Annotated in this window: 19 protein-coding genes; 7 read left to right on the top strand and 12 right to left on the bottom strand. The window is 72.0% G+C overall.

Features of this window, described 5'->3' with window-relative positions:
* Positions 1–82: 82 nt before the first annotated feature.
* The 4 genes from ACODT5_RS05800 (at position 83) to ACODT5_RS05815 (ending at position 3,761) form a co-directional block, all read left to right on the top strand.
* The gene (locus ACODT5_RS05800) at positions 83–739 is read left to right on the top strand and encodes a hypothetical protein (protein WP_422518105.1); all 657 of its coding nucleotides are present in this window, start codon (positions 83–85) and stop codon (positions 737–739) included.
* Between the two features lie 108 nt (positions 740–847).
* Positions 848–1,111 carry a ferredoxin gene (locus ACODT5_RS05805; protein WP_422519566.1) on the top strand — a complete coding sequence of 88 codons (264 nt, stop codon included), beginning with the start codon at positions 848–850 and terminating at the stop codon, positions 1,109–1,111.
* On the top strand, positions 1,104–2,498 hold the full coding sequence (locus ACODT5_RS05810) for an NAD(P)/FAD-dependent oxidoreductase (RefSeq protein WP_422518106.1): 1,395 nt from the start codon (positions 1,104–1,106) through the stop codon (positions 2,496–2,498). Before ACODT5_RS05805 ends, ACODT5_RS05810 begins: the two co-directional genes overlap by 8 nt.
* A gap of 24 nt (positions 2,499–2,522) precedes the next feature.
* Entirely contained in the window at positions 2,523–3,761 is a 1,239-nt protein-coding gene (locus ACODT5_RS05815; RefSeq protein WP_422518107.1) for a cytochrome P450, read from the top strand.
* Positions 3,762–3,812: 51 nt separating this feature from the next.
* On the opposite strand, the gene ACODT5_RS05820 is transcribed toward ACODT5_RS05815, so the two are convergent.
* The 11 genes from ACODT5_RS05820 to ACODT5_RS05870 all read right to left on the bottom strand — a co-directional run bounded on the left by ACODT5_RS05820 (position 3,813) and on the right by ACODT5_RS05870 (position 15,474).
* Complete coding sequence (locus ACODT5_RS05820) at positions 3,813–4,064, bottom strand: EF-hand domain-containing protein (protein ID WP_422518108.1); 252 nt, start codon at positions 4,062–4,064, stop codon at positions 3,813–3,815.
* 90 nt (positions 4,065–4,154) lie between these two features.
* A complete protein-coding gene (locus tag ACODT5_RS05825) occupies positions 4,155–5,279 on the bottom strand; it encodes a mechanosensitive ion channel family protein (RefSeq protein WP_422518109.1) in 1,125 nt (374 codons plus the stop codon).
* A 211-nt stretch (positions 5,280–5,490) separates the two neighbouring features.
* The gene (locus tag ACODT5_RS05830) at positions 5,491–6,321 is read right to left on the bottom strand and encodes an amino acid ABC transporter ATP-binding protein (RefSeq protein ID WP_422518110.1); all 831 of its coding nucleotides are present in this window, start codon (positions 6,319–6,321) and stop codon (positions 5,491–5,493) included.
* 28 nt (positions 6,322–6,349) lie between these two features.
* Positions 6,350–7,150, bottom strand: coding sequence for an amino acid ABC transporter permease (locus tag ACODT5_RS05835; RefSeq protein ID WP_422518111.1), 801 nt, complete (start codon positions 7,148–7,150; stop codon positions 6,350–6,352).
* Positions 7,147–7,995, bottom strand: coding sequence for an ABC transporter substrate-binding protein (locus ACODT5_RS05840; protein ID WP_422518112.1), 849 nt, complete (start codon positions 7,993–7,995; stop codon positions 7,147–7,149). The genes ACODT5_RS05835 and ACODT5_RS05840 overlap by 4 nt, the downstream gene beginning before the upstream one ends.
* Before the next feature lie 258 nt (positions 7,996–8,253).
* Positions 8,254–9,135 carry an ABC transporter ATP-binding protein gene (locus tag ACODT5_RS05845; protein WP_422518113.1) on the bottom strand — a complete coding sequence of 294 codons (882 nt, stop codon included), beginning with the start codon at positions 9,133–9,135 and terminating at the stop codon, positions 8,254–8,256.
* On the bottom strand, positions 9,132–10,106 hold the full coding sequence (locus ACODT5_RS05850; RefSeq protein WP_422518114.1) for an ABC transporter ATP-binding protein: 975 nt from the start codon (positions 10,104–10,106) through the stop codon (positions 9,132–9,134). The genes ACODT5_RS05845 and ACODT5_RS05850 overlap by 4 nt, the downstream gene beginning before the upstream one ends.
* Positions 10,103–11,020: an ABC transporter permease gene (locus ACODT5_RS05855; protein ID WP_422518115.1), complete on the bottom strand. Its 918-nt coding sequence runs from the start codon at positions 11,018–11,020 to the stop codon at positions 10,103–10,105. The genes ACODT5_RS05850 and ACODT5_RS05855 overlap by 4 nt, the downstream gene beginning before the upstream one ends.
* A complete protein-coding gene (locus ACODT5_RS05860; RefSeq protein ID WP_422518116.1) occupies positions 11,017–11,997 on the bottom strand; it encodes an ABC transporter permease in 981 nt (326 codons plus the stop codon). The genes ACODT5_RS05855 and ACODT5_RS05860 overlap by 4 nt, the downstream gene beginning before the upstream one ends.
* Positions 11,994–13,676: an ABC transporter substrate-binding protein gene (locus ACODT5_RS05865; protein WP_422518117.1), complete on the bottom strand. Its 1,683-nt coding sequence runs from the start codon at positions 13,674–13,676 to the stop codon at positions 11,994–11,996. The genes ACODT5_RS05860 and ACODT5_RS05865 overlap by 4 nt, the downstream gene beginning before the upstream one ends.
* Before the next feature lie 103 nt (positions 13,677–13,779).
* The gene (locus ACODT5_RS05870) at positions 13,780–15,474 is read right to left on the bottom strand and encodes an amidohydrolase (protein ID WP_422518118.1); all 1,695 of its coding nucleotides are present in this window, start codon (positions 15,472–15,474) and stop codon (positions 13,780–13,782) included.
* 129 nt (positions 15,475–15,603) lie between these two features.
* Between ACODT5_RS05870 and ACODT5_RS05875 the strand changes: the two genes are divergently transcribed.
* Positions 15,604–16,299: a TetR/AcrR family transcriptional regulator gene (locus tag ACODT5_RS05875; protein WP_385376260.1), complete on the top strand. Its 696-nt coding sequence runs from the start codon at positions 15,604–15,606 to the stop codon at positions 16,297–16,299.
* Between the two features lie 252 nt (positions 16,300–16,551).
* The gene (locus ACODT5_RS05880) at positions 16,552–18,234 is read left to right on the top strand and encodes a flavin monoamine oxidase family protein (RefSeq protein ID WP_422518119.1); all 1,683 of its coding nucleotides are present in this window, start codon (positions 16,552–16,554) and stop codon (positions 18,232–18,234) included.
* Between the two features lie 75 nt (positions 18,235–18,309).
* Here the strand turns inward: ACODT5_RS05880 and ACODT5_RS05885 are convergent, their stop codons facing one another.
* Complete coding sequence (locus ACODT5_RS05885) at positions 18,310–20,349, bottom strand: prolyl oligopeptidase family serine peptidase (RefSeq protein WP_422518120.1); 2,040 nt, start codon at positions 20,347–20,349, stop codon at positions 18,310–18,312.
* 108 nt (positions 20,350–20,457) lie between these two features.
* Between ACODT5_RS05885 and ACODT5_RS05890 the strand changes: the two genes are divergently transcribed.
* The gene (locus tag ACODT5_RS05890) at positions 20,458–21,753 is read left to right on the top strand and encodes an MFS transporter (protein WP_422518121.1); all 1,296 of its coding nucleotides are present in this window, start codon (positions 20,458–20,460) and stop codon (positions 21,751–21,753) included.
* Positions 21,754–21,763 lie beyond the last annotated feature (10 nt).

The raw sequence follows: 21,763 nt of genomic DNA on the forward strand, positions 1-21,763 counted from the left end.
CGCGGGGGCGGGGCCCGCCCCCGTGTCACCCGGGCGCGCGGCCCCGCTGGCACCACGGCCGCACCCCGGGCTTGCTGGACGCATGAGACCAGAAGCACCGGGGACGGCCCCGGGACAGAGCCTGAGCACCCCCAGGGCGGCGGGGCTCGCGGGGATCCTCTTCGCCGTCCTCATGGCGGCGGCGATCGTGCTGGCCCGGATCGGCCTGCCCGAGGGGGGCGGCGCGGCAGAGCTGCGGGTCACCTCGGGGCAGCGGGACGCGGTGACCACCGCGCTGGAGCTCGTCCCCTTCGCGGGCATCGCCTTCCTGTGGTTCATGGGCGCGCTGCGGGAGCACTCCGGCGAGGCCGAGGACCGGTTCGTCGCCACCGTCTTCCTGGGCAGCGGGCTGATCTTCGTCGCCAGCCTCTTCGGCGCCGCCGCGGCCGCCGGGACGGTGCTGGACGCCGATCAGCCCCAGGAGTTCGGCCGCCACTTCGCCTACAACCTGCTGACCACGTACGGGATGCGGATGGCCGCCGTGTTCGTGTTCGCGACCTCCACGATCGGCCGCCGGCTCGGGGCCTTCCCGCGCCCGCTGGCCCTGGCCGGGTACCTCGCCGGCCTGGTGCTGCTGGTGGCGGGCTCCTCCCTGCCCTGGTCCGAGCTGGTCTTCCCGGCCTGGGCCCTGCTCGTGAGCCTGTACATCCTGCGGTCGGGCCGGGGCCGCCCCGGCCCTGCCCCCGGCCCGGCACCCTGACGGGCGCCTGGACCTCACTCCAACGGCCTCCTCGGACGGGCCTCCCCGCGCCACCGCGCGCACGCTGGTCCGGGAAGCCCAGGGGGGCACCGAAAGGACCACACCTTGCTGAGGCTCGTCGTCGATCTCAACCGGTGCCAGGGATACGCGCAGTGCGCCTTCCTCGCCCCCGACGTCTTCGCGATGCACGGGGACGAGGGACTGCTCTACGATCCCGAGGCCGAGGAGGCCCAGCGCGAGCGCGTGGCCCAGGCCGCCGCCGCCTGCCCCGTGCAGGCCATCCTCGTGGACGATCTGGACCGGCCGGGCGGCGCCGCACGCACCCCCGCGGCCGCGGCCTCCGGTGCCGGAGGGAAGGCCTCCGATGGCTGACACCGTTCTGGACCAGCTCAAGCACTCCGGCCGCATCGTGGTCGTCGGCGCCTCACTGGCCGGCCTGCGCGCCGCCGAGGTCATGCGGGAGAAGGGCTTCGCCGGCTCGCTGACCATGGTCGGCGACGAGCTCCACGAGCCGTACGACCGCCCGCCGCTGTCCAAGCAGGTGCTGCTGGGCAAGGCCGACGCCGACCACACCCTGCTCCCCCGGCGGCTCGACATCGACGCCGAATGGCGTCTCGGCGTCGCGGCCACCGGGCTCGACATGGCGGCCCGCACGGTCAAGCTCGCCGACGGCGCGGAGGTCCCGTACGACCGCCTCCTGATCGCCACCGGGGTCCGGGCCCGGCCCTGGCCGAACGAGGCCGAGGGCGAGCTCGGCGGGGTCTTCACCCTGCGCACCCGCGAGGACGGGGCCGGCCTGGCCCGCGCCCTGGCGGCCGGACCGCGCCGGGTCCTGGTCATCGGCGCCGGGTTCACCGGCTCCGAGATCGCCTCGGCGTGCCGGGAGCGCGGGCTGGACGTGACCGTCGCCGAACGCGCCGACGGCCCCCTGGTCGGCGCCCTGGGCGGAGTGATCGGGGCGGTCGCCGCCGAGCTCCACCGGGAGAACGGCGTGGACCTGCGCACCGGCATCATGGTGACCGCGCTGGAGGGCGACTCCACCGGCCGGGTGCGGGCCGCACACCTCTCCGACGGCACCACGCTGGAATGCGACGTGGTGATCGTCTCGCTCGGCGCCCAGCGCAACACCGAGTGGCTGACCGGCTCCGGACTCGGCGCGGGTCCGCGCGGCATCGCCTGCGACGCGGGCTGCCGGGCCTTCGACCTCCGCGGGATCGTCACCGACGACATCTACGTGGCGGGCGACGTGGCCCGCTCCCCGCACGCGCTGTTCGGCTACCAGTTCCTCTCCCTGGAGCACTGGGGCAACGCCGTGGCGCAGGCCGAGACCGCCGCCCACAACATGCTGAGCGAGAGCACCGACCGCCGGCCGCATCTGTGGGTGCCGGCGTTCTGGTCCTCGCAGTTCGGCGTGAACATCAAGTCCGTGGGCGTGCCCTCCATGGGCAGCGAGATCATGTTCACCCAGGGGTCTCGGGCCGAGCGCCGGTTCACCGCGGTCTACGGCTACCAGGGCCGGGTGATCGGCGCGGTCACCTTCGACAACGGGCGCTGGCTGCAGTTCTACGAGAAGCAGATCGAGTCCTGCGCGCCCTTCCCGCCCCCGTTCACCACGGTGGACCGGCGCCCGGAAGGGCAGCGGCCGATCCCGGCCGACTTCCCCGACCCCTCCGTGCCCACGCACGGCCCCACCATCACCCTCAGCGGGTACTCGCCGGCCGACCGCCGGATCGCCACCTTCACCCCCGCCGGGCACTGACCCGCACGTTCCCGGAGGACCCCCATGGCCCACGGCATCCTGAGCCAGATCCTGGACTATTCCAGCCGCGCGAACCCGTACCCGCTGTACGAGGAGCTGCGCAAGACCCCCGTCTTCCACGACGGGACCGGACCGTACGTCATCAGCACCTACTACGACATCCAGAGCCTGCTGCACGATCCGCGGCTCAGCTCCGACTCCCGCAACCTGGCCGCCACGGCCGGGGACCCGCTGGCCGAGGGCGGGGAGGCGGAGGAGACGGCGCTGCCGCCGAGCTTCCTGAAGCTGGACCCGCCGGAGCACGACCGGCTGCGCCGGATGACCAACCGGCCCTTCGGGCCGCCGCACTCCCCGCACCGCGTCGACGGCATGCGCGGCGGGCTGAAGGACATCGTCACCGGTCTCATCGACAACCTCGGGGACACGGAGGACATCGACCTGGTCGACCAGTTCGCCTACCCGTTCCCGGTGACGATGATCTGCCAGCTGCTCGGCGTACCGCGCGAGGACGAGCCCAAGTTCCACGTCTGGGCCGACACCCTCGCCGCCAGTCTGGACCCCGATCCGGACGCCGATCCCGCCGAGCGGCAGCGCAAGACCCACGACTCCCGCATGGAGCTGGGCATGTACCTGGCCGGGCTGATCGAACAGCGCCGCAAGGATCCCGGCGAGGACATGCTCTCCCAACTGGCCGTGGGACACGGCCCGGACGAGTCCATGTCCACGATGGAGCTGCTGAGCACCTCCGCGCTGCTGCTGATCGCCGGCCACGAGACCACGGTCAACCTGATCACCAACGGGATGCTGACCCTGCTGCGCAACCCGGACGTGCTCGCGCAGCTGCGGCAGGAGCCCGGTCTGGCCGTACCGCTCGTGGAGGAGCTGCTGCGGTTCGAGCCGCCGGTGCAGCTGCTGCCGCAGCGCACCCCGCTCGTGGACATCGAGGTCGGCGGGATCACCATCCCCAAGGGCTCCTCGATGTGGCTGATCCTGGCCTCCGGCAACCGGGACCCGAACCGCTTCGAAAACCCGGACCGCTTCGACCCGTACCGCAAGGACATCCAGCACCTGGGCCTGGGCAGCGGCATCCACAGCTGCTTCGGCGCCCCGCTGGCGCGGCTGGAGGCCCAGCTCGCGCTGACCGAGCTGGCCCGGCGGCTGGAGAACCCGCGGCTGCTGGAGGATCCGCCGCCCTACCGGCAGAACGCGGTCCTGCGCGGGCCCCGGCACCTGCGGATCGCCTGCGACGGGATCCGCGACTGAGCAGGACCTGAGCTGGCCCCGGACCGGAACCGGTCCGGGGCCAGCTCGCGGCTACCAGCCGAAGCGGCGGTCGACCTCGCGCTCGAACTCCTCGAAGGACAGTACGTCGTCGCCGTCCGCGTTCGCCCGGTCGAAGAGGGCCGAGGAGGTGTCCACGTCGCCCACGGCCCAGAAGGGCAGATCGCCGTGGGCGGCGAGCGTGGGGCCCTTGCTGCGCAGGGCCGTGATCACCTCGACGCGGGTCAGTACGCCGTCGCTGTTCAGGTCGAGCGCGTCGAAGAGCTTGCGGGCCTTCTCACTCATGCTGCGGTCCTTTCGATGGTCGATGATCGATGTCGATGGGCGATGTCGATGGGCGGTGGGCGGCGGGGCGGCGCGCTTCGTCCTGCTCCGCTACCGCACGCCGTCCGCCAGGGCCGCGGCCGGTGCCTCGCGCTGGTGCGGGACCGGCGAGACCGGCGAGACCTCGATGAGCGGCACGGACCGGGAGTCCTCCTGCTGGAGCGCGACCGTCCGCGTGGGGGCGGGGATCGAGATGCCCTCCGCCCGGAACCGGCTGTGCAGCCGCTTGATGAACTCGTGCTTGATCCGGTACTGGTCGCTGAACTCGCCGACGCCGAGGATCACCGTGAAGTTGATCCTGGAGTCCGCGAAGGTGTGGAAGCGTACGGCCGCTTCGTGCTCGGGGAGCGCGCCGTTGACGTCCGCCATCACCCCGTCGACCACCTCGAGGGTGACCCGCTCGACGTGCTCCAGGTCGCTCTCGTAGCCCACCCCGACCTGGACCATGATCGACAACTGCTGTTCGGGCTGGGTGAAGTTGGTCATGTTCGTGCGCGCGAGCCGCCCGTTGGGGATGATCACCAGGTTGTTCGACAGGTTGCGGACCACGGTGTTGCGCCAGTTGATGTCGACGACGTACCCCTCCTCACCGCTCGTGAGGCGGATGTAGTCACCGGGCTGCACCGTCTTCGAGGCGAGGATGTGCACGCCCGCGAAGAGGTTGGCCAGGGTGTCCTGCAGGGCCAGGGCGACCGCCAGACCACCCACGCCGAGGGCGGTGAGCAAGGGTGCGATGGACACGCCCACGGATTCGAGGGCGACGAGCAGACCCATCGCGAGCACCAGCACGCGCGTGATGTTGACGAATATGGTGGCCGATCCGGCCACTCCCGTCCGCGCCTGGGCCAAGGACTGGACGAGGCCGGCGACGACGCGGGCCACTCCGACCGTGGCCACGAGGATCAGCAGCGCGGTCAGCGTGTGGTTCACCCACCCGGAGACCCGTGTACTCAGCGGCAGCGTCGAGGCGGCCACGGCGGCGCCCGCGATGACGGCCGCCGCGGGCGCGAGGGTGCGCAGCGCGTCGACCATGATGTCGTCGCCGCTCCACCGGGTCCTGAGGGCGTGCTTGGACAGCCACCGCACGAGGGCGCGCAGGAGCAGCCCGGTGAGGGCGCCCGCGGCCAGCGCGATGCCGGCGATCAGCCAGTCGTGCAGGACGAGGTCCCGGCTCAACGGACGCCCTCCGCCCCTTGCAGGACCGGGAAGGCGGAGGCCGGCCGCGCGGGCCGCCTGATGAGGGGTGTGGTCACCTTGTCACCTGTCAGTTCGTCGTGCATGGGGCCTCGTTCGCGCATGTGTGCGCATCTCGAACGAACTGCCATCCTGCCCCATGGGCAGCGCGGCGCCGAGGCTGGGCCCGGCCGGTGCACGACTCGCTCGGGGACTAGGCGTCCCCGCCCCGGCCCGGTTGCCCGTCCGGGCCCGGTTCGCCGTCCCGCGCCTCGGGCGGCTCGACCGCCGCCGGGTCCAGGATCCGGTTGAGGAAGCTCCGGGTCCGCTCCTGCCGGGGATCCCCGACCACCTGGGCCGCCGGTCCTTGTTCGACGATGACTCCGCCGTCCATGAACACGACCCGGTCCGCGACCTCGCGGGCGAAGCTCATCTCGTGGGTGACGACCATCATCGTCATCCCCTCGCCCGCCAGGACCCGCATCACCGCCAGTACCTCGCCGACGAGTTCGGGGTCCAGCGCCGAGGTCGGCTCGTCGAAGAGCATCACCTCCGGGCCCATCGACAGGGCCCGGGCGATCGCCACCCGCTGCTGCTGGCCGCCGGACAACTGGGCGGGGTAGGCCTCGGACTTGTCGGAGAGGCCGACACGGGCGAGGTTCTTGCGGGCCACGGCCTCGGCCTCGGTCTTGCCCCTGCCCAGGACCCGGCGCTGGGGCAGGGTGAGGTTCTCGCGCACGCTGACGTGCGGGAAGAGGTTGAACTGCTGGAAGACCATCCCGATGCGGCGGCGTACGGCGTCGATGTCCACGTCGAGGTCCGTGACCTCGGTGCCGCCGACGAAGACCTTTCCCTCGCTGGGCTCTTCGAGCAGGTTCACGCAGCGCAGCAGCGTCGATTTGCCCGAGCCGGAGGGCCCGATGACGCACACCACCTCGCCGCGGGCGATGTCCAGGTCGATGCCGCGCAGGACGTGGTTGGCGCCGAAGGACTTGTGCAGTCCCCGGATCTCGATCTCCGGGCCGTCCGTGGCCGTCGTGTCCACCGCTGGGGCCTCCTGTGGCATGTCTTCCTCACGCGGCCTTGTCCGCGCGGGCCTCCAGGCGGCGCACCACGAAGCTCAGCGGCACGGTCACCAGGAGGTAGCACAGGCCCGCGACCAGGATCGGGGTGGAGTTGGCGGTCTGGCTGGCGAGGTCGCGGCCGAACTTGGTCAGTTCGCGCTCCGACAGCGTCACACCGAGGAACAGCACGAGCGAGGAGTCCTTGAACAGCAGGACGAGCTCGTTGGTGAGGGGCGGGATGACGATGCGGAAGGCCTGCGGGATGACGACCGAGACCATGGCGCGGGCGTGCGAGAAGCCCAGCGAGCGAGCGGCCTCCATCTGCCCCTTGGGTACCGCCTGGATGCCGGCCCGAATCGTTTCCGCCATGTAGGCGGCGGCCACCAGTCCCAGGCCGATGGCGACCTTGCCGTACGTGCCGCCCGGGATCTCCGTACCGGGGAACGCCAGGGGCACCGCCACGCCCACGAAGATGAAGATCAGCAGGGCCGGGAGCCCCCGGAACAGCTCGATGTAGACGCTCGCGACCCACCGGTAGGGGGCGACGGAGGACAGCCGCATCATGGCGATGACCAGGCCGAGGACCAGGCCCAGGAGGAACCCGGACGTCGTGTAGATCACCGTGTTGCGCAGGGCCGTGGTGATGATGTCCGGGAAGAGCCGTAGCGCCAGGTCCTTCTGGGCGAACTGGTTCTGCAGCCTCCCCCAGTCCGCGGAGACGGCGATCAGCACCAGCACCGCGGCGAAGAGCGCGTACTGCAGGCCCTGCGAGACCCGGCGGCGCTGGCGCCGGGTCAGCCGGGAGGTCACGGGGTGGTGGTCTGGGGCAGCGGGCCGATCCACTGCTCGTAGAGCTTCTTGTAGGTGCCGTCCGCCTTGGCGTCGGTGATCGCCTTGTCGATCGCGGCCACGAGGGCGGTGTTGCCCTTCTTCACCGAGAAGCCGTACTGCTCACCGGTCTCGATGTTCTGTCCGACGGTGAACTCGGCGGCGTTCTTGGGGTCCTTGAGCCAGCCCTGGACCACGGGGTAGTCGATGACGACCGCGTCGACCTGTCCGGTGCGCAGTCCGTTGAGGACCGCGTCCGAGCTCTCGAAGGCCACGGGGTCGAAGCCCTGGGCCTTGGCGTAGCTCTCGCCGGTGGTCCCGGCCTGCGCGCCCAGCTTCTTCGACTTCGCCTTGAGGTCGGCGAGCGAGGTCACGCCGCTCTTCTTGGTGGCGAGCAGCGCCTGTGTGGCGTCGAAGTAGGGAACGGAGAAGTCGACGTTCTTCTTGCGCTCGTCGGTGATCGTCATGCCGGCGGCAGCGAGGTCGCATTCGCCGGAGTTCAGGAAGGCTCCGGTCTTGAAGTTCTCGAAGGGGGTGTCGAGGATCTTCTGCTCCACCTTGAGCCGGGTCGCCACCAGGTCGACCAGGGCCACGTCGAAACCGACGACCTTGCCGTCCTGCTCGAACTGGAACGGCGGGTAGGGCAGGTGGGTGCAGGTCGTCAGTTTGCCCTTCTCCACGACGGGCACTCCGCCGGCCGCATCGCCCGGGCCGTCACCGCCCGAGGAGCATCCCGCGACGAGGAGCGCGCCCGCCGCGGCTGCGGCGGCGACACGGATTCGGGGGCCTGCGGGGCGCTTGCGGTTTCCTCTGGCCGTCCGGAACACGGTGGACCTCCACGAGTGCGGGTCGATCGGCGATCACGGGCGGGACCGTCCGCGGCGATCGTAAGCCACGGGCGGTGCCCGCTGAGGGATCTTCCGCCATGCGTTCCGGGGGCGCCAGGGTGGATCAGGCCAAGATCGCCCGGATGCCGGGATGCCCGGGATGCGCCGGTCCGTCCGCCTCCCGGCCGGGGCGGGCCCGCACGAACCCGCCCCGGTGTGACGCCCCCGTCGCCGGCGCCACTGCGGCCGTCGGCGCCGTCAGGGGGCGAGCTCGCGGCGGCGACGGCTGATGGAATCGGGGTCCCAGCCCGGACGGGGTACGGAGGCCAGCAGCAGCCGGGTGTAGGGGTGCTCGGGGTCGGTGAGGAGCTCGCCCACCGGGCGGTGTTCCATCGTGCGGCCCCGGTACATGACGAGCGCCTCGTCGCAGACGTAGCGGACGACGGCCAGGTCGTGGCTGACGAAGACCAGGCCGATCCCGGTGTCGCGCCGGATGTCGGAGAGCAGGTTGAGCACCTGCGCCTGCACGGAGACGTCCAGGGCTGACACCGCTTCGTCGAGCACCAGGACGGCCGGTTCGACGGCCAGCGCCCGGGCGATCGCGGCGCGCTGGCGCTGTCCGCCGGAGAGCCGGCGGGGCAGGGCGGCGGCCTCGCGGTCGCCGAGGCCGACCTGGGCCAGCAGTTCGCGCACCCGTGCGGCGCGGGCCGTCCTGTCGGACATGCCGTGCAGTCGGAGCACGCCGTCGACGGTCGCGCCGATGCTGATCCGCGCGTCCAGGGAGAGGTAGGGGTCCTGGAAGACGATCTGCACCGCCTTGGCGCGGGCCAGCCGGGCCGGCCTCCCCCGTACGGAGGCCGCCAGCGGCCGGCCCTGGACCAGGATCTCGCCCGCGTCGGGGCGTTCCAGGCCGATCAGCATCCGGGCGGTGGTGGTCTTGCCCGACCCGGATTCCCCGACGATGCCGAGCGCCCCGCCGGCCCGTACGGAGAACGACAGGTCGTCGACGGCGACGACCTCCGTCCCGCCGGTCCGGTAGGTCTTGCGCAGTCCGCTCACCCGGAGGAGCTCCGGAGGAAGTTCCGGGGGAAGTCCCGGAAGGAGTCCCGGGGCGGTGTCCTTGCTCGGACGGTTGCTCAACTGTCCTCCTTCGGGCCGATTTCGGCGGCGCGGTGGCAGGCGACCTCGGCCGGTCCGTGCCGCAGGAGCTCCGGCTTGGACCGGTCGCAGCGGCCCGGTTCGGCGAACCGGCAGCGGGGTGCGAAGGCGCAGCCGGGGGCCGATTCCAGCAGGCCCATCGGGGCGCCGGGGATGGGGGTGAGGCGGGCCAGGGGGCCCTCGAGGGGCGGGGAGGATCCGAGCAGGCCCGTGGTGTAGGGGTGCCGGGGGGAGGCGAAGAGTTCGGCCACGGAAGCCGTTTCGACGATCCGGCCCGCGTACATGACGTAGATCCGGTCGCTGACGGAGGCGGCGAGCTCGATGTCGTGGGTGATGAGGAGGAGTCCGAGCCCGCGTTCGCGCTGGAGCCGGCCCAGGACGGCCAGGATCTCGGCCTGGGTGCTGACGTCGAGCGCGGTGGTCGGCTCGTCGCAGAGCAGGAGCTTCGGTTCGGCGGTGAGGGCCGCGGCGATCACGACGCGCTGGAGCATGCCGCCGGAGAGTTCGTGCGGGAACTGGTTCAGGTGGCGGACGGGGTCGGGCAGGCCGACCGCGTCGAGCAGTTCGGCGGCCCTGACGTTCGCCCGGGCCTTGGTCCAGCCGTGCACCAGGCGCAGCGGTTCGGTGAGGAAGTCCCCGACCCGGCGTACCGGGTTGATGGCGGCCCGGGGGTCCTGGTAGATCATCGCCGCTTTGTTCGTGCGCACCTCGCGCAGGCTCGCGGGGGTGGCGCCGACCAGGTCGGTGCCGTCCACGCGGACCCGGCCGCCGATCTCGGCGCCCTGCGGGAACAGGCCGAGGGCGGCGCGGGCGGTGACGGACTTGCCGGAGCCGGATTCGCCGACCAGGGCGACGACCTCGCCGGCCGCGACGGTGAGGCTGACGCCGTCGAGGAGGGGGCGGGCCATCGCGGGGAGGGTGACGTGCAGGGCTTCGTAGTCGAGCAGTGTCATCGGGAGTCCCTCCCCGCGAGCCGGTCGCCGAGGTCTTCCCCGACGACGTTGAAGGCGACCACGACCAGGACGACCGCCACGGCCGGCGCGATCGCGGAGAGCGGCTGGCCCTGCAGGACGGCCGCCTGCCCCTGGTTGATCATGGCTCCCCAGTCGGGGGTGGGCGGCTGCACGCCGAGTCCGAGGAAGGAGAGGGCGGCGAGGTCGAGCAGGGCGTAGCCGAAGTTGACCGTCGACTGGGCGAGCAGCGTCGGGGCGATGTTGGGCAGCAGCCTGCGGACGGTGACGTACAGGGGCGAGTGGCCCTGGACCTGGTAGGCGGCGATGTAGGGGCGGGACTTCTCCCGGACGGCCAGGCCCCGTACGAGGCGTGCGGTGTACGGCATGTAGGCGATGGCCATGGCGATGACCGGAGCCGTCATCCCCTTGCCGAACAGGGCCACCGCGAGGATCGCGAGGAGCAGCGCGGGGAAGGCGAACAGGACGTCGAGGACCCGGCCGACGGCGGTGTCGATCCATCCTCCGCGCCAGGCGGTGAACAGGCCGACGGCGACGCCGAGGAGCGTGGAGAACAGGACGACGGCGAGCGGTCCGGCCAGGCTGGTCCGGGTGCCGACGACGAGTGCCGAGAGGGTGTCGTGGCCGCCCTGGTCGGTGCCCAGCCAGTGCTGGGCGCTCGGCCCCAGGAGGGTGTCGCCGAGCTGTCCGAAGGTGGGGTCGTACGGGGCGATCCAGGGGCCCAGGATCGCGACGAGCACGAACAGGACGAGGAGCGCCAGGCAGGTCCGCTGGAGCCGGCTGCCGCCGAGACGGCGCAGCCGGGCGAGCGGGTCGCGCCGGGCACGGGGGGTTCCGGGGGTTCGGGGGGCGAGGGGCGTACGGGTCGTGGCGCCCGTTTCGGGAAGGGTGCTCATCTGGCGCTCCCGGCCGCGGCCGTGCGCGGATCGATCAGCGGGTGGACCAGGTCCACGAGGGCGTTGACGATGACGAAGGCGGCCACCACCAGCAGCACGATGGCCTGCACGACCTGGAAGTCGAGCTGGTCGACGGACTGCACGAGCAGGGAGCCGACGCCGGACATTCCGAAGGCGGTCTCGACGATCGCGGTGCTGACCAGCATGCCGGAGACCAGGAGCGCGGAGACGGTGACGATCGGTCCGAGCGCGTTGCGCAGGACGTGCCGCCGGATGACGGTGCGCCGTGGCGCTCCGCGGCTCAGGGCGACCTCCACGTGGTCGCGGCTCAGCTCGTCGAGCATGGCCGAGCGGGTCACGCGGGTCACCAGGGCGGTGAAGGTGACGGACAGGGCCGCCGCCGGGAGGATCACGTGGTGCAGGCGGTCCACGATGCCTTCGCCGTTGCCGATGGTGGGGAACCAGCCCAGCTGCACCCCGAACACCGACCTGAGCAGCAGGGCGGCGACGAAGGCGGGTGCGGCGGCGCCGACCGTGACGAGGAGCATCAGGGAGCGGTCGGTGCGCGAACCCCGGCGCAGCGCGCCGATGATGCCGGAGCCGATGCCGAAGACGGCGATCATCAGGCCGGATACGGCGATCAGCAGCATGGAGGAGGGCAGCCGCGACCAGATGACGGCGGAGACGTCCTGGTGGAAGAGGTAGGAGCGGCCGAAGTCGCCGTGCAGCACCCCTTCGAGCCAGTTCCAGTACCGGACCAGGAAGGGTTCGTCGAAGCCGTACTGGCTGCGGAGCGCGGCGAGGTCCTCGGGGCTGGGGCTGCGTCCCTTGACGAGGAAGCTGGCCGGGTCCCCGGGTGCCAGGAACAGGGAGGAGAAGACGAGGAAAGAGGTGACGAGCAGGGTCGCCGCCATGCCGGCGAGCTTGCGCAGCACCCGTACGGCGCGGTTCTTCGCGGCCGTCGCCGCGGCCGTCATCCCTTGGCTCCGATCTCGGCCGCCCACGGGTAGTAGAGGTAGGCGATGGAGGGCTGGACGCCGGTGATCTTCTTGCCCATGAAGACGCTGACGGGCAGGGTGTAGAGGGGCAGCCAGGGCAGTTCGCGCGAGGCGATCTTCTGTGCCTCGGCGTTGGCGGCCGCGTGCTCGGCCGGGTCGTGGGCCCCGACGGCCTTCTCGACGGCGGCGTCGAAGGCCGGGTCCGACCAGTTGCCGTAGTTGCTGAAGGCGCCGGTCTCCAGCGAGGCGAACATGTCCAGCGGGTCGGTGATGGACGTGTACCAGAAGGTGAGGAAGAGGTCGATGCCCTCGCGGGCCGCGGGGTCGGTGAAGAGGGTCGTGTACTTCTCCGCGGAGAGGGAGTCGATGCGCGGCTTCAGTCCGATGGCGGTGGCGGCCTGGGCGATGGCCTGGGTGATGATCGTGGTCTGCGAGTCCAGCGGGCTGGTCGCGATCACGATCTCCTGGCCGTTCACTCCGGCCTCGGCGGCGAGCGCCTTGGCCTTGGCCGGGTCGTACGGGTACTTCGGCAGGTCCTTCATGAGGGCTTCGCGGGTCGCCGGGGGCGCGTCGGCCCACAGGTTGTCGGTGACGAGCGAGTCGGAGACCTCGCCGACCCCGCCGGCGCCGGCCTTGACGATGCCCTTGCGGTCGGTGGCCATGAGGAGGGCCTGGCGGACCTTGGGGTTGCCGAGGGGGCCCTTGAGGTTGGCGACCACCTCGTCGGCGACGGTGGTGTTGCGCCCGAAGTAGAGCTTTCCGGCCTCGGTGGAGCCCAGTTGGGCGTAGGCGTTCGGCGGGACCATCCAGCCGCCGTCGACCTCGCCGCTCTGGAAGGCGTTGACGCGGGTGGTGGCATCGGCGAGGAAGACGAACTTCACCTCGCCGGACTTGGCCTTCAGCTCCTGGTTCCAGTACCCGTCGAACCGCTTGAGGGTGAGGGACTGGCCGGAGGTCCAGGAGCCGAAGGAGAAGGGGCCGGTGCAGTTCACGCCGGTCTGCGGATTGCCGTAGTCCTTGCCGGACTTGGCCAGGGTGGCAGCCGACTCCACGGTGCCGGGGCTCGCGGCCAGGTACTTGTTGAAGGTGGAGTCCGGCTTGGTCAGGGTGACGGTGACCTCCATCGGGCCGGTCTTGCCGATGGACTTGACGTTCTTGTACTGGTTCGCCCAGACGCTGCCGGTCCCGGGGTCGAGGTTGCGGCTCAGGGAGGCCACGACGTCGTCGGCGGTGAGCACCGTCCCGTCGTGGAAGTGCACGCCGGGGCGGATCTGGTACACCCAGGTGGTGGGCGTGGGGTTGGCGTACGAGGACGCGAGGCCCGGGGAGGTCGTCAGGTCGGGGTTCCAGCGCAGCAGGCTCTCGCAGACGTTGGCGAGGATCTGGTTGGGCGGGAAGTCGAAGGAGTACGCGTAGTCGATCGTGGTCGGCTCCGCATAGACGGACCAGGTGAAGGAGTCCACGTTTCCGGCGGCGGCGGGCGTCTTGTCCGTGATCTTGTACGCGGCGGCCCGGTCCGCGTCCTTGTCGGGCGCGGCGCCGCTGCAGGCGCTGGTGACGAGCACGGCGGCCGCGGCGAGGACGGCGGCGGCGCTGTTGCGGACACGGCGGATGCGGCGGCCGCGGTACAGCGGAGATCCCGATCGGGTTGATGACATCGTCTGACTCCCTGAGGGATGAGCTCGGTGGGGTGGGTGACGCTCGGCCGGTGGCGGCCCGGCCGGTGGGGATTCGGGCGGTGGGGATTCGGGCGGGCGCGGCTCAGTCGGTCGCGGCGAAGACCAGTTCGCCGTCGATGTACGTGCGCAGCACGCGGGTGTCGGCGATCTCCATCGGGGGGTGCGCGAAGGGGTCCCGGTCGAGGACCACGAGGTCGGCGTACTTGCCCTCCTCGACCGTGCCGGTCACCTCGTCGAGGTGGTTCACCCACGCGCTGCCGGCGGTGTAGGCGGTGAGTGCCTGGGAGAGGGTGAGCGCCTGCTCCGGGAAGAACGGCGGCGCCGGTTCGAAGGTCCCGGTCGCGTTGGGGGCCTCGTCGGGTACGGAGCGGTTGACCGCGACGTGGATGCCCCAGAGCGGGTTGGGGCTGCTGACCGACCAGTCGCTGCCGGCGACCAGGCGGGCTCCCGCTCGCTGGAGGTCGCCGAACGGGTACTGGAGGCGGGCCCGTTCCGGTCCCAGGAAGGGGATCGTGAGCTCGTCCATCTGCGGCTCGTGGGCGGCCCACAGGGCCTGGATGTTGGCGGCCGCGTCCAGGCTCGCGAAGCGGGCGATGTCGTCCGGGTGGACGACCTGGAGGTGCGCGAGGTGGTGGCGGTTGTCGTTGGTCCCGTTGGCCTCGCGGGCCTCGGCGAGGGCGTCGAGCACCTCGCGCACGGCCCGGTCGCCCAGGGCGTGGAAGTGGATCTGGAATCCGGAGCGGTCGAGCCGGGCCACGGCCTCGGTGAGCACCTCGGGCTCGATGAAGCTGAGGCCGGAGTTGCCGGTGGCGCAGCCGCAGCCGTCGAGGTAGGGCTCCAGCATGCCGGCCGTGAAGTTCTCGGCGATGCCGTCCTGCATGATCTTGACGCTGGTGGCGTTGAACCGGCCGACCTGTCCCCCGGCGCGGCGCTCCTCCAGGTCGGGTATCTGCTCCAGGCCGCGTTCGCGGTCCCACCACAGGGCGCCGACGACGCGGGCGCGCAGGGAGCCCTCGCGGGCGGCGCGCAGGTAGACGCCGTAGTTGTCGGGGTTGCCGGGGAAGGAGCCGATCATGGCGTCCTGCCAGCTGGTGACGCCGAGGGAGAAGAGGTGCTCCTGTGCGGCGAGCAGTCCCGCGTGCGCCTCGTCGGGCGTCGCGAGGGGCACGTGGTGTGCCACCAGGTCCACGGCGCCCTCCTGGAGGGTGCCGGCCGGGCTTCCGTCCTCCTCCCGCTCGATCCGGCCGTCGGCCGGGTCGGGGGTGGTGCGGTCGACGCCGGCGATCTCGAGCGCCCGGGTGTTGACCCAGGCTCCGTGGCCGTCCCGGTTGGTGAGGAGGACGGGCCGGTCCGGGACCACCGCGTCGAGCATGGCGCGGGTCGGCGTGCCCCCGGGGAAGATGTCCATCGACCAGCCGCCGCCGCGGATCCAGGCCGCTTCGGGGTGGGTCCGGGCGAATTCCGCGACCACCGCGAGGTAGCCCTCGATGGTGCGCTCCTCGCTGAGGTCGCAGCCGAGCATCTGCACGCCGGCCACCGCGGGGTGTACGTGGGCGTCCTGGAATCCGGGGACGAGCAGTCCCCCGGCGAGGTCGACGACCTCGGTGTCGGCGTCCGCGAAGAGCCGTACGGCAGCCGCGTCGGCCACAGCGATGATCCGGCCGCCTCCGACGGCGACGGCGGCGTCGATCGGGGTCGGGGAGGTCCCGGTGAAGACCCGCCCCCCGACGAAGACGATGTCGGCACGCTGCCTGATCGGCTGCCTGGTGTTGCCCATCGACGCATCCTTCGGCTCGGCGGGTGAGCCCCGCACGGCTGGTTCGTTGAGGAGGAGTGAACGGGAGCGCAACAATGTTGTCAACGGTGTTGCGCTCGCTCTGTTCCACATCGTTACACTGGCCCCACCATGCCGAAGTCATCCGACACACCCGCCCGGTCCAAGCGCGCGGGCAGCCAGCTCACACCCGACGCGATCATCGAAGCGAGCCTGCGCATCGCGGCTCGCGGCAGCGAGGACGCCTTCACCGTCCGACGGCTCGGCGAAGAACTCGGCGCCGACCCGACCGCGATCTACCGGCACTTCCGCGACAAGGACGAGCTGCTGCTGTCGGTCGCCGACCGCACGCTCGGCGAGGTGCTCGACCGCATCCCCGAGGGGCTCGACTGGAAGGACCGGCTGCGGGCGCTCGCCGACGGCTCCCTCGAAGTCGCCCTCAGGTACCCGGTGGTCGGCTCGACCATGGCCAGCCGGACCACGCGCAGGCCCAACGAGTTCCGTGTCGTGGAGCTGATCCTCGGCGCGGTGACGGAGGCCGGCCTCGAAGGGGCCGAGGCGGCCGTCCACTACCGGATGGTCGGCGACTCCCTCCTCGCCTACGTGGGCCAGCGCGCCGCCTACCTGCTGTTCGACCCGGACGTCCGCGCTGCCGACGAGTCCTCCTGGAACCGCGAGTACCGCCTCGTCGACCCCGCGGGCTTCCCCAACATCACCCGGCTCGGCGCCCAGCTGGCCGAGGTCACCGACGAGCAGATCTTCGAGGCCAGGGTCGAGGCGCTGATCACCGCGATCGAGAACCGGGTCCGGGCACTGCGCGGAGCCTGACCCGAGGGCTGCAGACTCCTCTGCCCACTCCTGCCGCCCCCGGCACCACCCCTGCCCGCGGACACCCGTCCGCGGGCATTCGTCTGTGCGCATCCGTCTGTGCGCATCTCATTCGTCTGTGCGCATTCGTCTGCGCGCATTCGTCTGTCAAAAGATTGCGCAACACCGTTGACAACGACGTTGCGCCACCGCTCTACTCCCCCTCAGCCCGACTCCTTGCCGTCTCCGCAGGATTCCGAGAAGAGGGATCACATGCAGCACGCGCACCAGCCCGTCCACCGCGCCGGCCTCCCCGACCCGCTCCGCACCGCGTTCGCCGCCCACGCCGAAGCCCGCCGCCGCGGCATGCCCGTCGCCGAGATCCTCGGCGAGCACGCCGAAGACGCCCGCCGCGAACGCGCCCGCCGCGCCGGGGAACAGCACGGCTCCGGCGGCCGTACGACCGGTCGCCGCCGGCTGCTCGGCGTCGCGGGAGCCACGGCCCTCGCCGCCGCCCTCCCCGGCGGCCTCCTCACCCCGCGCCGCGCCGCCGCCGCGACCGGCGCCGCCGCCCCGCGCGTCGTGATCGTCGGCGCCGGACTCGCGGGACTGCGCTGCGCGCACCGGCTGTGGAACCAGGGCAGCCCGGTCGCCACCACGGTGTACGAGGCCGACACCACCCGCATCGGCGGCCGCTGCTGGTCCCTGCGCGGTTTCTTCTCCGGCGGCGCGGTCCACGAGCACGGCGGTTCCTTCATCAGCTCCACCGACACCGCGATCCTGGCGCTGGCCCGGAACCTCGGCCTGCAGCGGGAGCTCGCCAACGGCGGCGAACTCCACGCCGGGGACTACGCGGGCTGGGTCAACGGGGCCTCCTACTCCGGGCTCCAGCAGCAGGACGACTGGATCGCCGCGGCCTACGACGCGTTCAGCGCCTCGTACGCGGCCGCCGGCACCGCCCGCTACGACGGCTACACGGCGGAGGCGTTCCGGCTGGACCAGCTCTCCTGCCTGGACTACCTCGACGAGATCGGGCTGACGCCCGGCTCCCGCCTCGGCCAGCTGATCCAGGCCCTGCAGCTCCAGTCGGGCGGCGAACCCGCCGAGGCCTCCGCGCTGGGCATGATCGGCTTCCTGGGGGCCTCGTCGGTCTTCGCCGGAGGGCGCGGCTTCGACGAGAAGTACCACCTCGTCGGCGGCAACGACCAGCTCGTCAGCGGGATGGCCGGCCGGCTCCCGGCCGGCACGGTCCGCCAGGGGTACGAGCTCGTCGCCCTGCGCCGCGCCGGCGACGGGTCGTACACCTGCGTCTTCGACCACGGCGGCAGCACGGTCTCGGTGCCGGCCGACCACGTGGTGCTGGCCCTGCCCTTCAGCACGCTGCGCGACGTGGACCTCTCCGGGGCCGGGCTCTCCGCACGCAAGCTGACCGCCGTCCGGCAGCAGGGCATGGGCCAGAACGCGAAGCTGGTCACCGAGCTGTCGGCCAAGACCTGGCCGCAGCTCGGCTTCAACGGCATCAGCAACACCGGCCCGGTCGGCTACCAGACCGCCTGGGACGGCTCGGTCGCGGGCGCACCGAACGGAACCCCGGCCCTGCTGGTCAACTTCCCCGGCGGGAACACCGCACGCGACGTGCTCACCGGGACCGGGCACGGGCCGGCGCCCGCCGCCGACGTGAACTGGTTCCTCTCCCAGATCGAGCACGTCCACCCGGGCACCACGGCCGCGTTCACCGGCAGGGCGTACGAGGACCACTGGTCGCGCGCCCCGTGGCAGCGGGGCGCGTACCACTTCTACAAGGTCGGCCAGTACACCTCGATCGCCGGGTGCGAGGGGCTCCAGGAAGGGCGGATCCACTTCGCGGGCGAGCACACCGACGTGGAGAACTCCACGCTGAACGCGGCCGTCGCCTCCGGCGAGCGCGTCGCGGCCGAGATCAGCTGCCAGATCTGATCCCGGCCGCGCGCACGGCGCCGGAGCCCCGCGCGATCACCTCGGCGGGGTCACCGCTACCTCACCGCTGGGACGTCACCGCTGCGGGGTCAGCCGCTCCCACAGGAAGGTGTGGACCAGCGCCTCGTTGAAGGCGGTCTGACCGTGGTCGGTGGCGCCCGCGTGGCCGCCGCCGAGGTGCTCGTGGAAGAGGACCGGGTGCCCCGATTCCCGCAGCCGGGCGGCCATCTTGCGGGCGTGCCCGGGGTGGACCCGGTCGTCGCGGGTCGAGGTCAGCAGGAGCAGCGGCGGGTACGGGGGCCCCTCCGTCCGGACCTGGTGGTACGGGGAGATCCGCTCCAGGTGGGGCCGGTCGGCCGGGCTGTCGGGGTCCCCGTACTCGGCGATCCAGCTCGCTCCGGCGAGCAGTTTGTGGAAGCGGAGCATGTCCAGCAGCGGCACGTGGGCGACGACCGCGCCGAACAGTTCGGGGTCGCGGGTGAGCATGGCGCCCATGAGCAGACCGCCGTTGCTGCCTCCTTCGATGCCGAGCTGGGCGGGGGTGGTGACGTCCCGGGCGATGAGGTCCCGGGCCACGGCGGCGAAGTCCTCGTAGGCCCGGACCCGGTTGGCGCCGAGCGCGGCCTTGTGCCACCGGGGCCCGTACTCGTGCCCGCCCCGGATGCCCGCCACCACGTAGGTGCCACCGCGCGCGAGCCAGGCCCGGCCGGTGACGGCGCTGTAGCCCGGGACCATGGAGACCTCGAAACCGCCGTAGCCGTAGAGCAGGGTCGGCCCGGGGCCGGTGCGGTCCTCGGGTCCGACGACGAAGTACGGGACCCTCATGCCGTCGGCGGAGCGCGCGAAGTGCTGGCGGACCGTGAGGCCGGCGGTGTCGAAGAGGGCCGGGCCCTGCTTGACGGTCTCGTCGGCGCCGACCGGGGCCGTGCCCCGGTAGAGGGTGGACGGCTGGAGGTGGCCGGAGACGTTCAGGAAGAACTCGTCGCTGACGTCCGGGTCGGTGCCGACCACGGAGGCCGTGGACAGGGGCGGTACGCCGGACAGGGGCGTGCGGCTCCAGCCGTCGGGGCCGGGCCCGGGGGTCAGGATCTCCAGTCGGGAGGAGACGTCGGCGCTGGTGGTGAGGATCAGGTGGTGGCGGGTCCAGCTCCAGCCCGCGAGGGCGGTGTGCTCGTCCGGGGTGAAGAGCACGGCCGCCTCCCGCTCCCCCGCCCGGAAGGCCTCGAAGTCGAAGGCGAGCAGACTGCCCGCGACGTGGCCGAGCCACGGCGACTTCGGCGCGACGAGCAGCCATTCGCGGTGGACGGAGGCACCGGCGTCGTCCGGGACCTCGATCTTCTCGGGGCCGGCCTCCTCCGGGGTTCCGGCCTCGGGAAGGAGGAGCATCTCCCCGTTCCAGAAGTCGATCTGCCGGTGGACGAAGTCCCGTTCGAAGCCGGGTGTGTCGTCGTGCCAGCCGGAGGCGGACAGGTCCGTCGGCCTGCCCTCGTAGACCAGTTCCGCCTCCGCGAGGGGGGTGTCGCGCCGCCACCGGCGGACCTGGAGGGGGTAGCCGGAGGCGGACATCGAGCCGGGGCCGAAGTCCGTGCCGATCCAGACCAGGTCGCGGTCGATCCAGCCGATGCGGGTCTTGGCCTCGGCGACTTCGAAGCCGCCCGCGACGAACTCCCGCTCCACGAGGTCGAACTCGCGCACCACACAGGCGTCCGCGCCGTCGCGCGACAGCATGACCAATGCGTGGCGGTGATCGGGGGCCAGGACGGCGCTGCCCGCCCAGGCCCACTTCTCCCCCTCGGCCTCGGCGAGCGCGTCCAGGTCCAGGACCGGCTCCCAGTCGGGCCGCTCCTTGCGGTACTCCTCCAGGGTGGTGCGCCGCCACAGACCGCGTACGTGGTCGGCGTCCTGCCGGAAGTTGTAGAGGTGGCGTCCCCGCCGGGTCGTGTACGGGATCCTGCCATCGTCGTCGAGGACCTCGCGGACCTCCGATTCCAGCACCTTGAACCCGGGGTCCGAGGCCAGCGCGGACACCGTTTCTTCGTTGCGTTCGCGCACCCAGGACAGGGCGGCCTCGCCGGTGACGTCTTCCAGCCAGAGGTAGGGGTCTTCATCGCTCATCCGCCGATTGTGCAGGATCGGGCGGCCGCCGCGAATCGCCCGGACCGGCCCCGTCCACGTCCGAAAACCGGTTGCCGGGGGTGACGCGGGCGCGGACGATGGCCCGTCGTGAGCAGATCCCGTTTCGCCTCCGTACTGCCCGACCTCAGCCCGCTGCGGTCCAGCCCCGACTTCCGGCTGCTGTTCTACCAGGGCACGGTCACCTACTTCGGCTCGTTCATGGCCATGATCGCGCTGCCGCTGCAGATCAAGCACATGACGGACTCGCCGCTCGCGGTCGGTGCGATGGGCGCGGTGGAACTGGTCCCGCTGGTGGTCTTCGGTCTCTACGGGGGCGCCCTCGCCGACGCGGTGGACCGGCGGCGGATGATCCTGCTGACCGAGGCCGGGCTCGGGGTGCTCGCCCTGGTCCTCCTGGTGAACGCCGCCCTGCCGGGTCCCATGCTGTGGCCGCTGTACGTGGTCGCGGCGTGCGTATCGGCACTGACCGGCCTGCAGCGGCCGGCCATGGACTCGCTGATGGCGCGGATCGTGCCGCACGACCAGCTCACCGCCGCCGCCGCGCTGAACGGGCTCCGCTACCAGTTCGGCGCCATCGCGGGTCCCGCGACGGCCGGTCTGGTCGTCGCGTACGCCGGGTACGTCTGCGCGTACGCGGTCACCGTGACGGGATTCTTCGTCTCGGTGCTGCTGTGCCTGCGCCTGCGTCCTGCTCCGCCCGCGCGGGACGCCGAGCGGCCCTCGCTGCGGGGGATCGCCGAGGGGGCCCGGTACGCGTGGAGCCGGCCCGTACTCCTCGGCACGTACGCCGTGGACATGGCGGCGATGCTCTTCGCCTTCCCGAACGCCATCTTCCCCTTCCTCGCCGACGAGCTCGACGCCGTGTGGGCGCTGGGGCTGATGTACGCGGCGGGCGCGGTGGGCTCGCTGACGCTGGGGCTGACCAGCGGCTGGGCCTCCCGGGTACGCCGGCACGGGCTGCTGGTGGTGTGCGGGGCGGCGGTGTGGGGACTGGCCATCGCGGCCGCGGGCTGGTCCGGGAACATCTGGTTCGTGCTGCTGTGCCTCGCGGTGGCCGGCGCGGGCGACATGCTCAGCGGGCTGGGGCGCGCCACCATCTGGAACCAGACGATCCCCGAGGAACTGCGCGGCCGGCTGGCGGGCATCGAGGTGCTCTCGTACACCGTCGGGCCGCAGCTCGGCCAGGTCCGTGCGGGCGCGATGGCCGGCTGGACCGGCACCCGCTCGGCCTTCTGGAGCGGCGGGCTCGCCTGCGTGGCCTCGGTGGCGGTGCTGGCCGCCCTGCTGCCGAAGCTGATCTCGTACGACGCGGACACCGACGAGGACTCCCTGCGGCAGCGGGCCGCGAAGGAGCAGCCGCAGCCGAGCGGAGCACCGGCCTGAGCCGGCGCGC

The sequence above is a fragment of the Streptomyces tatrensis genome, from assembly GCF_049310065.1.
GTDB lineage: Bacteria > Actinomycetota > Actinomycetes > Streptomycetales > Streptomycetaceae > Streptomyces.

What these genes read in the sequence shown, in the direction of transcription:
- ACODT5_RS05800 (WP_422518105.1), top strand. Translation starts at nt 83, where the DNA reads ATGAGACCAGAAGCACCGGGGACGGCCCCGGGACAGAGCCTGAGCACC.
- ACODT5_RS05810 (WP_422518106.1), top strand. Translation starts at nt 1,104, where the DNA reads ATGGCTGACACCGTTCTGGACCAGCTCAAGCACTCCGGCCGCATCGTG.
- ACODT5_RS05815 (WP_422518107.1), top strand. Translation starts at nt 2,523, where the DNA reads ATGGCCCACGGCATCCTGAGCCAGATCCTGGACTATTCCAGCCGCGCG.
- ACODT5_RS05820 (WP_422518108.1), bottom strand. Translation starts at nt 4,064, where the DNA reads ATGAGTGAGAAGGCCCGCAAGCTCTTCGACGCGCTCGACCTGAACAGC.
- ACODT5_RS05850 (WP_422518114.1), bottom strand. Translation starts at nt 10,106, where the DNA reads ATGACACTGCTCGACTACGAAGCCCTGCACGTCACCCTCCCCGCGATG.
- ACODT5_RS05855 (WP_422518115.1), bottom strand. Translation starts at nt 11,020, where the DNA reads ATGAGCACCCTTCCCGAAACGGGCGCCACGACCCGTACGCCCCTCGCC.
- ACODT5_RS05860 (WP_422518116.1), bottom strand. Translation starts at nt 11,997, where the DNA reads ATGACGGCCGCGGCGACGGCCGCGAAGAACCGCGCCGTACGGGTGCTG.
- ACODT5_RS05865 (WP_422518117.1), bottom strand. Translation starts at nt 13,676, where the DNA reads ATGTCATCAACCCGATCGGGATCTCCGCTGTACCGCGGCCGCCGCATC.
- ACODT5_RS05870 (WP_422518118.1), bottom strand. Translation starts at nt 15,474, where the DNA reads ATGGGCAACACCAGGCAGCCGATCAGGCAGCGTGCCGACATCGTCTTC.
- ACODT5_RS05875 (WP_385376260.1), top strand. Translation starts at nt 15,604, where the DNA reads ATGCCGAAGTCATCCGACACACCCGCCCGGTCCAAGCGCGCGGGCAGC.
- ACODT5_RS05880 (WP_422518119.1), top strand. Translation starts at nt 16,552, where the DNA reads ATGCAGCACGCGCACCAGCCCGTCCACCGCGCCGGCCTCCCCGACCCG.
- ACODT5_RS05885 (WP_422518120.1), bottom strand. Translation starts at nt 20,349, where the DNA reads ATGAGCGATGAAGACCCCTACCTCTGGCTGGAAGACGTCACCGGCGAG.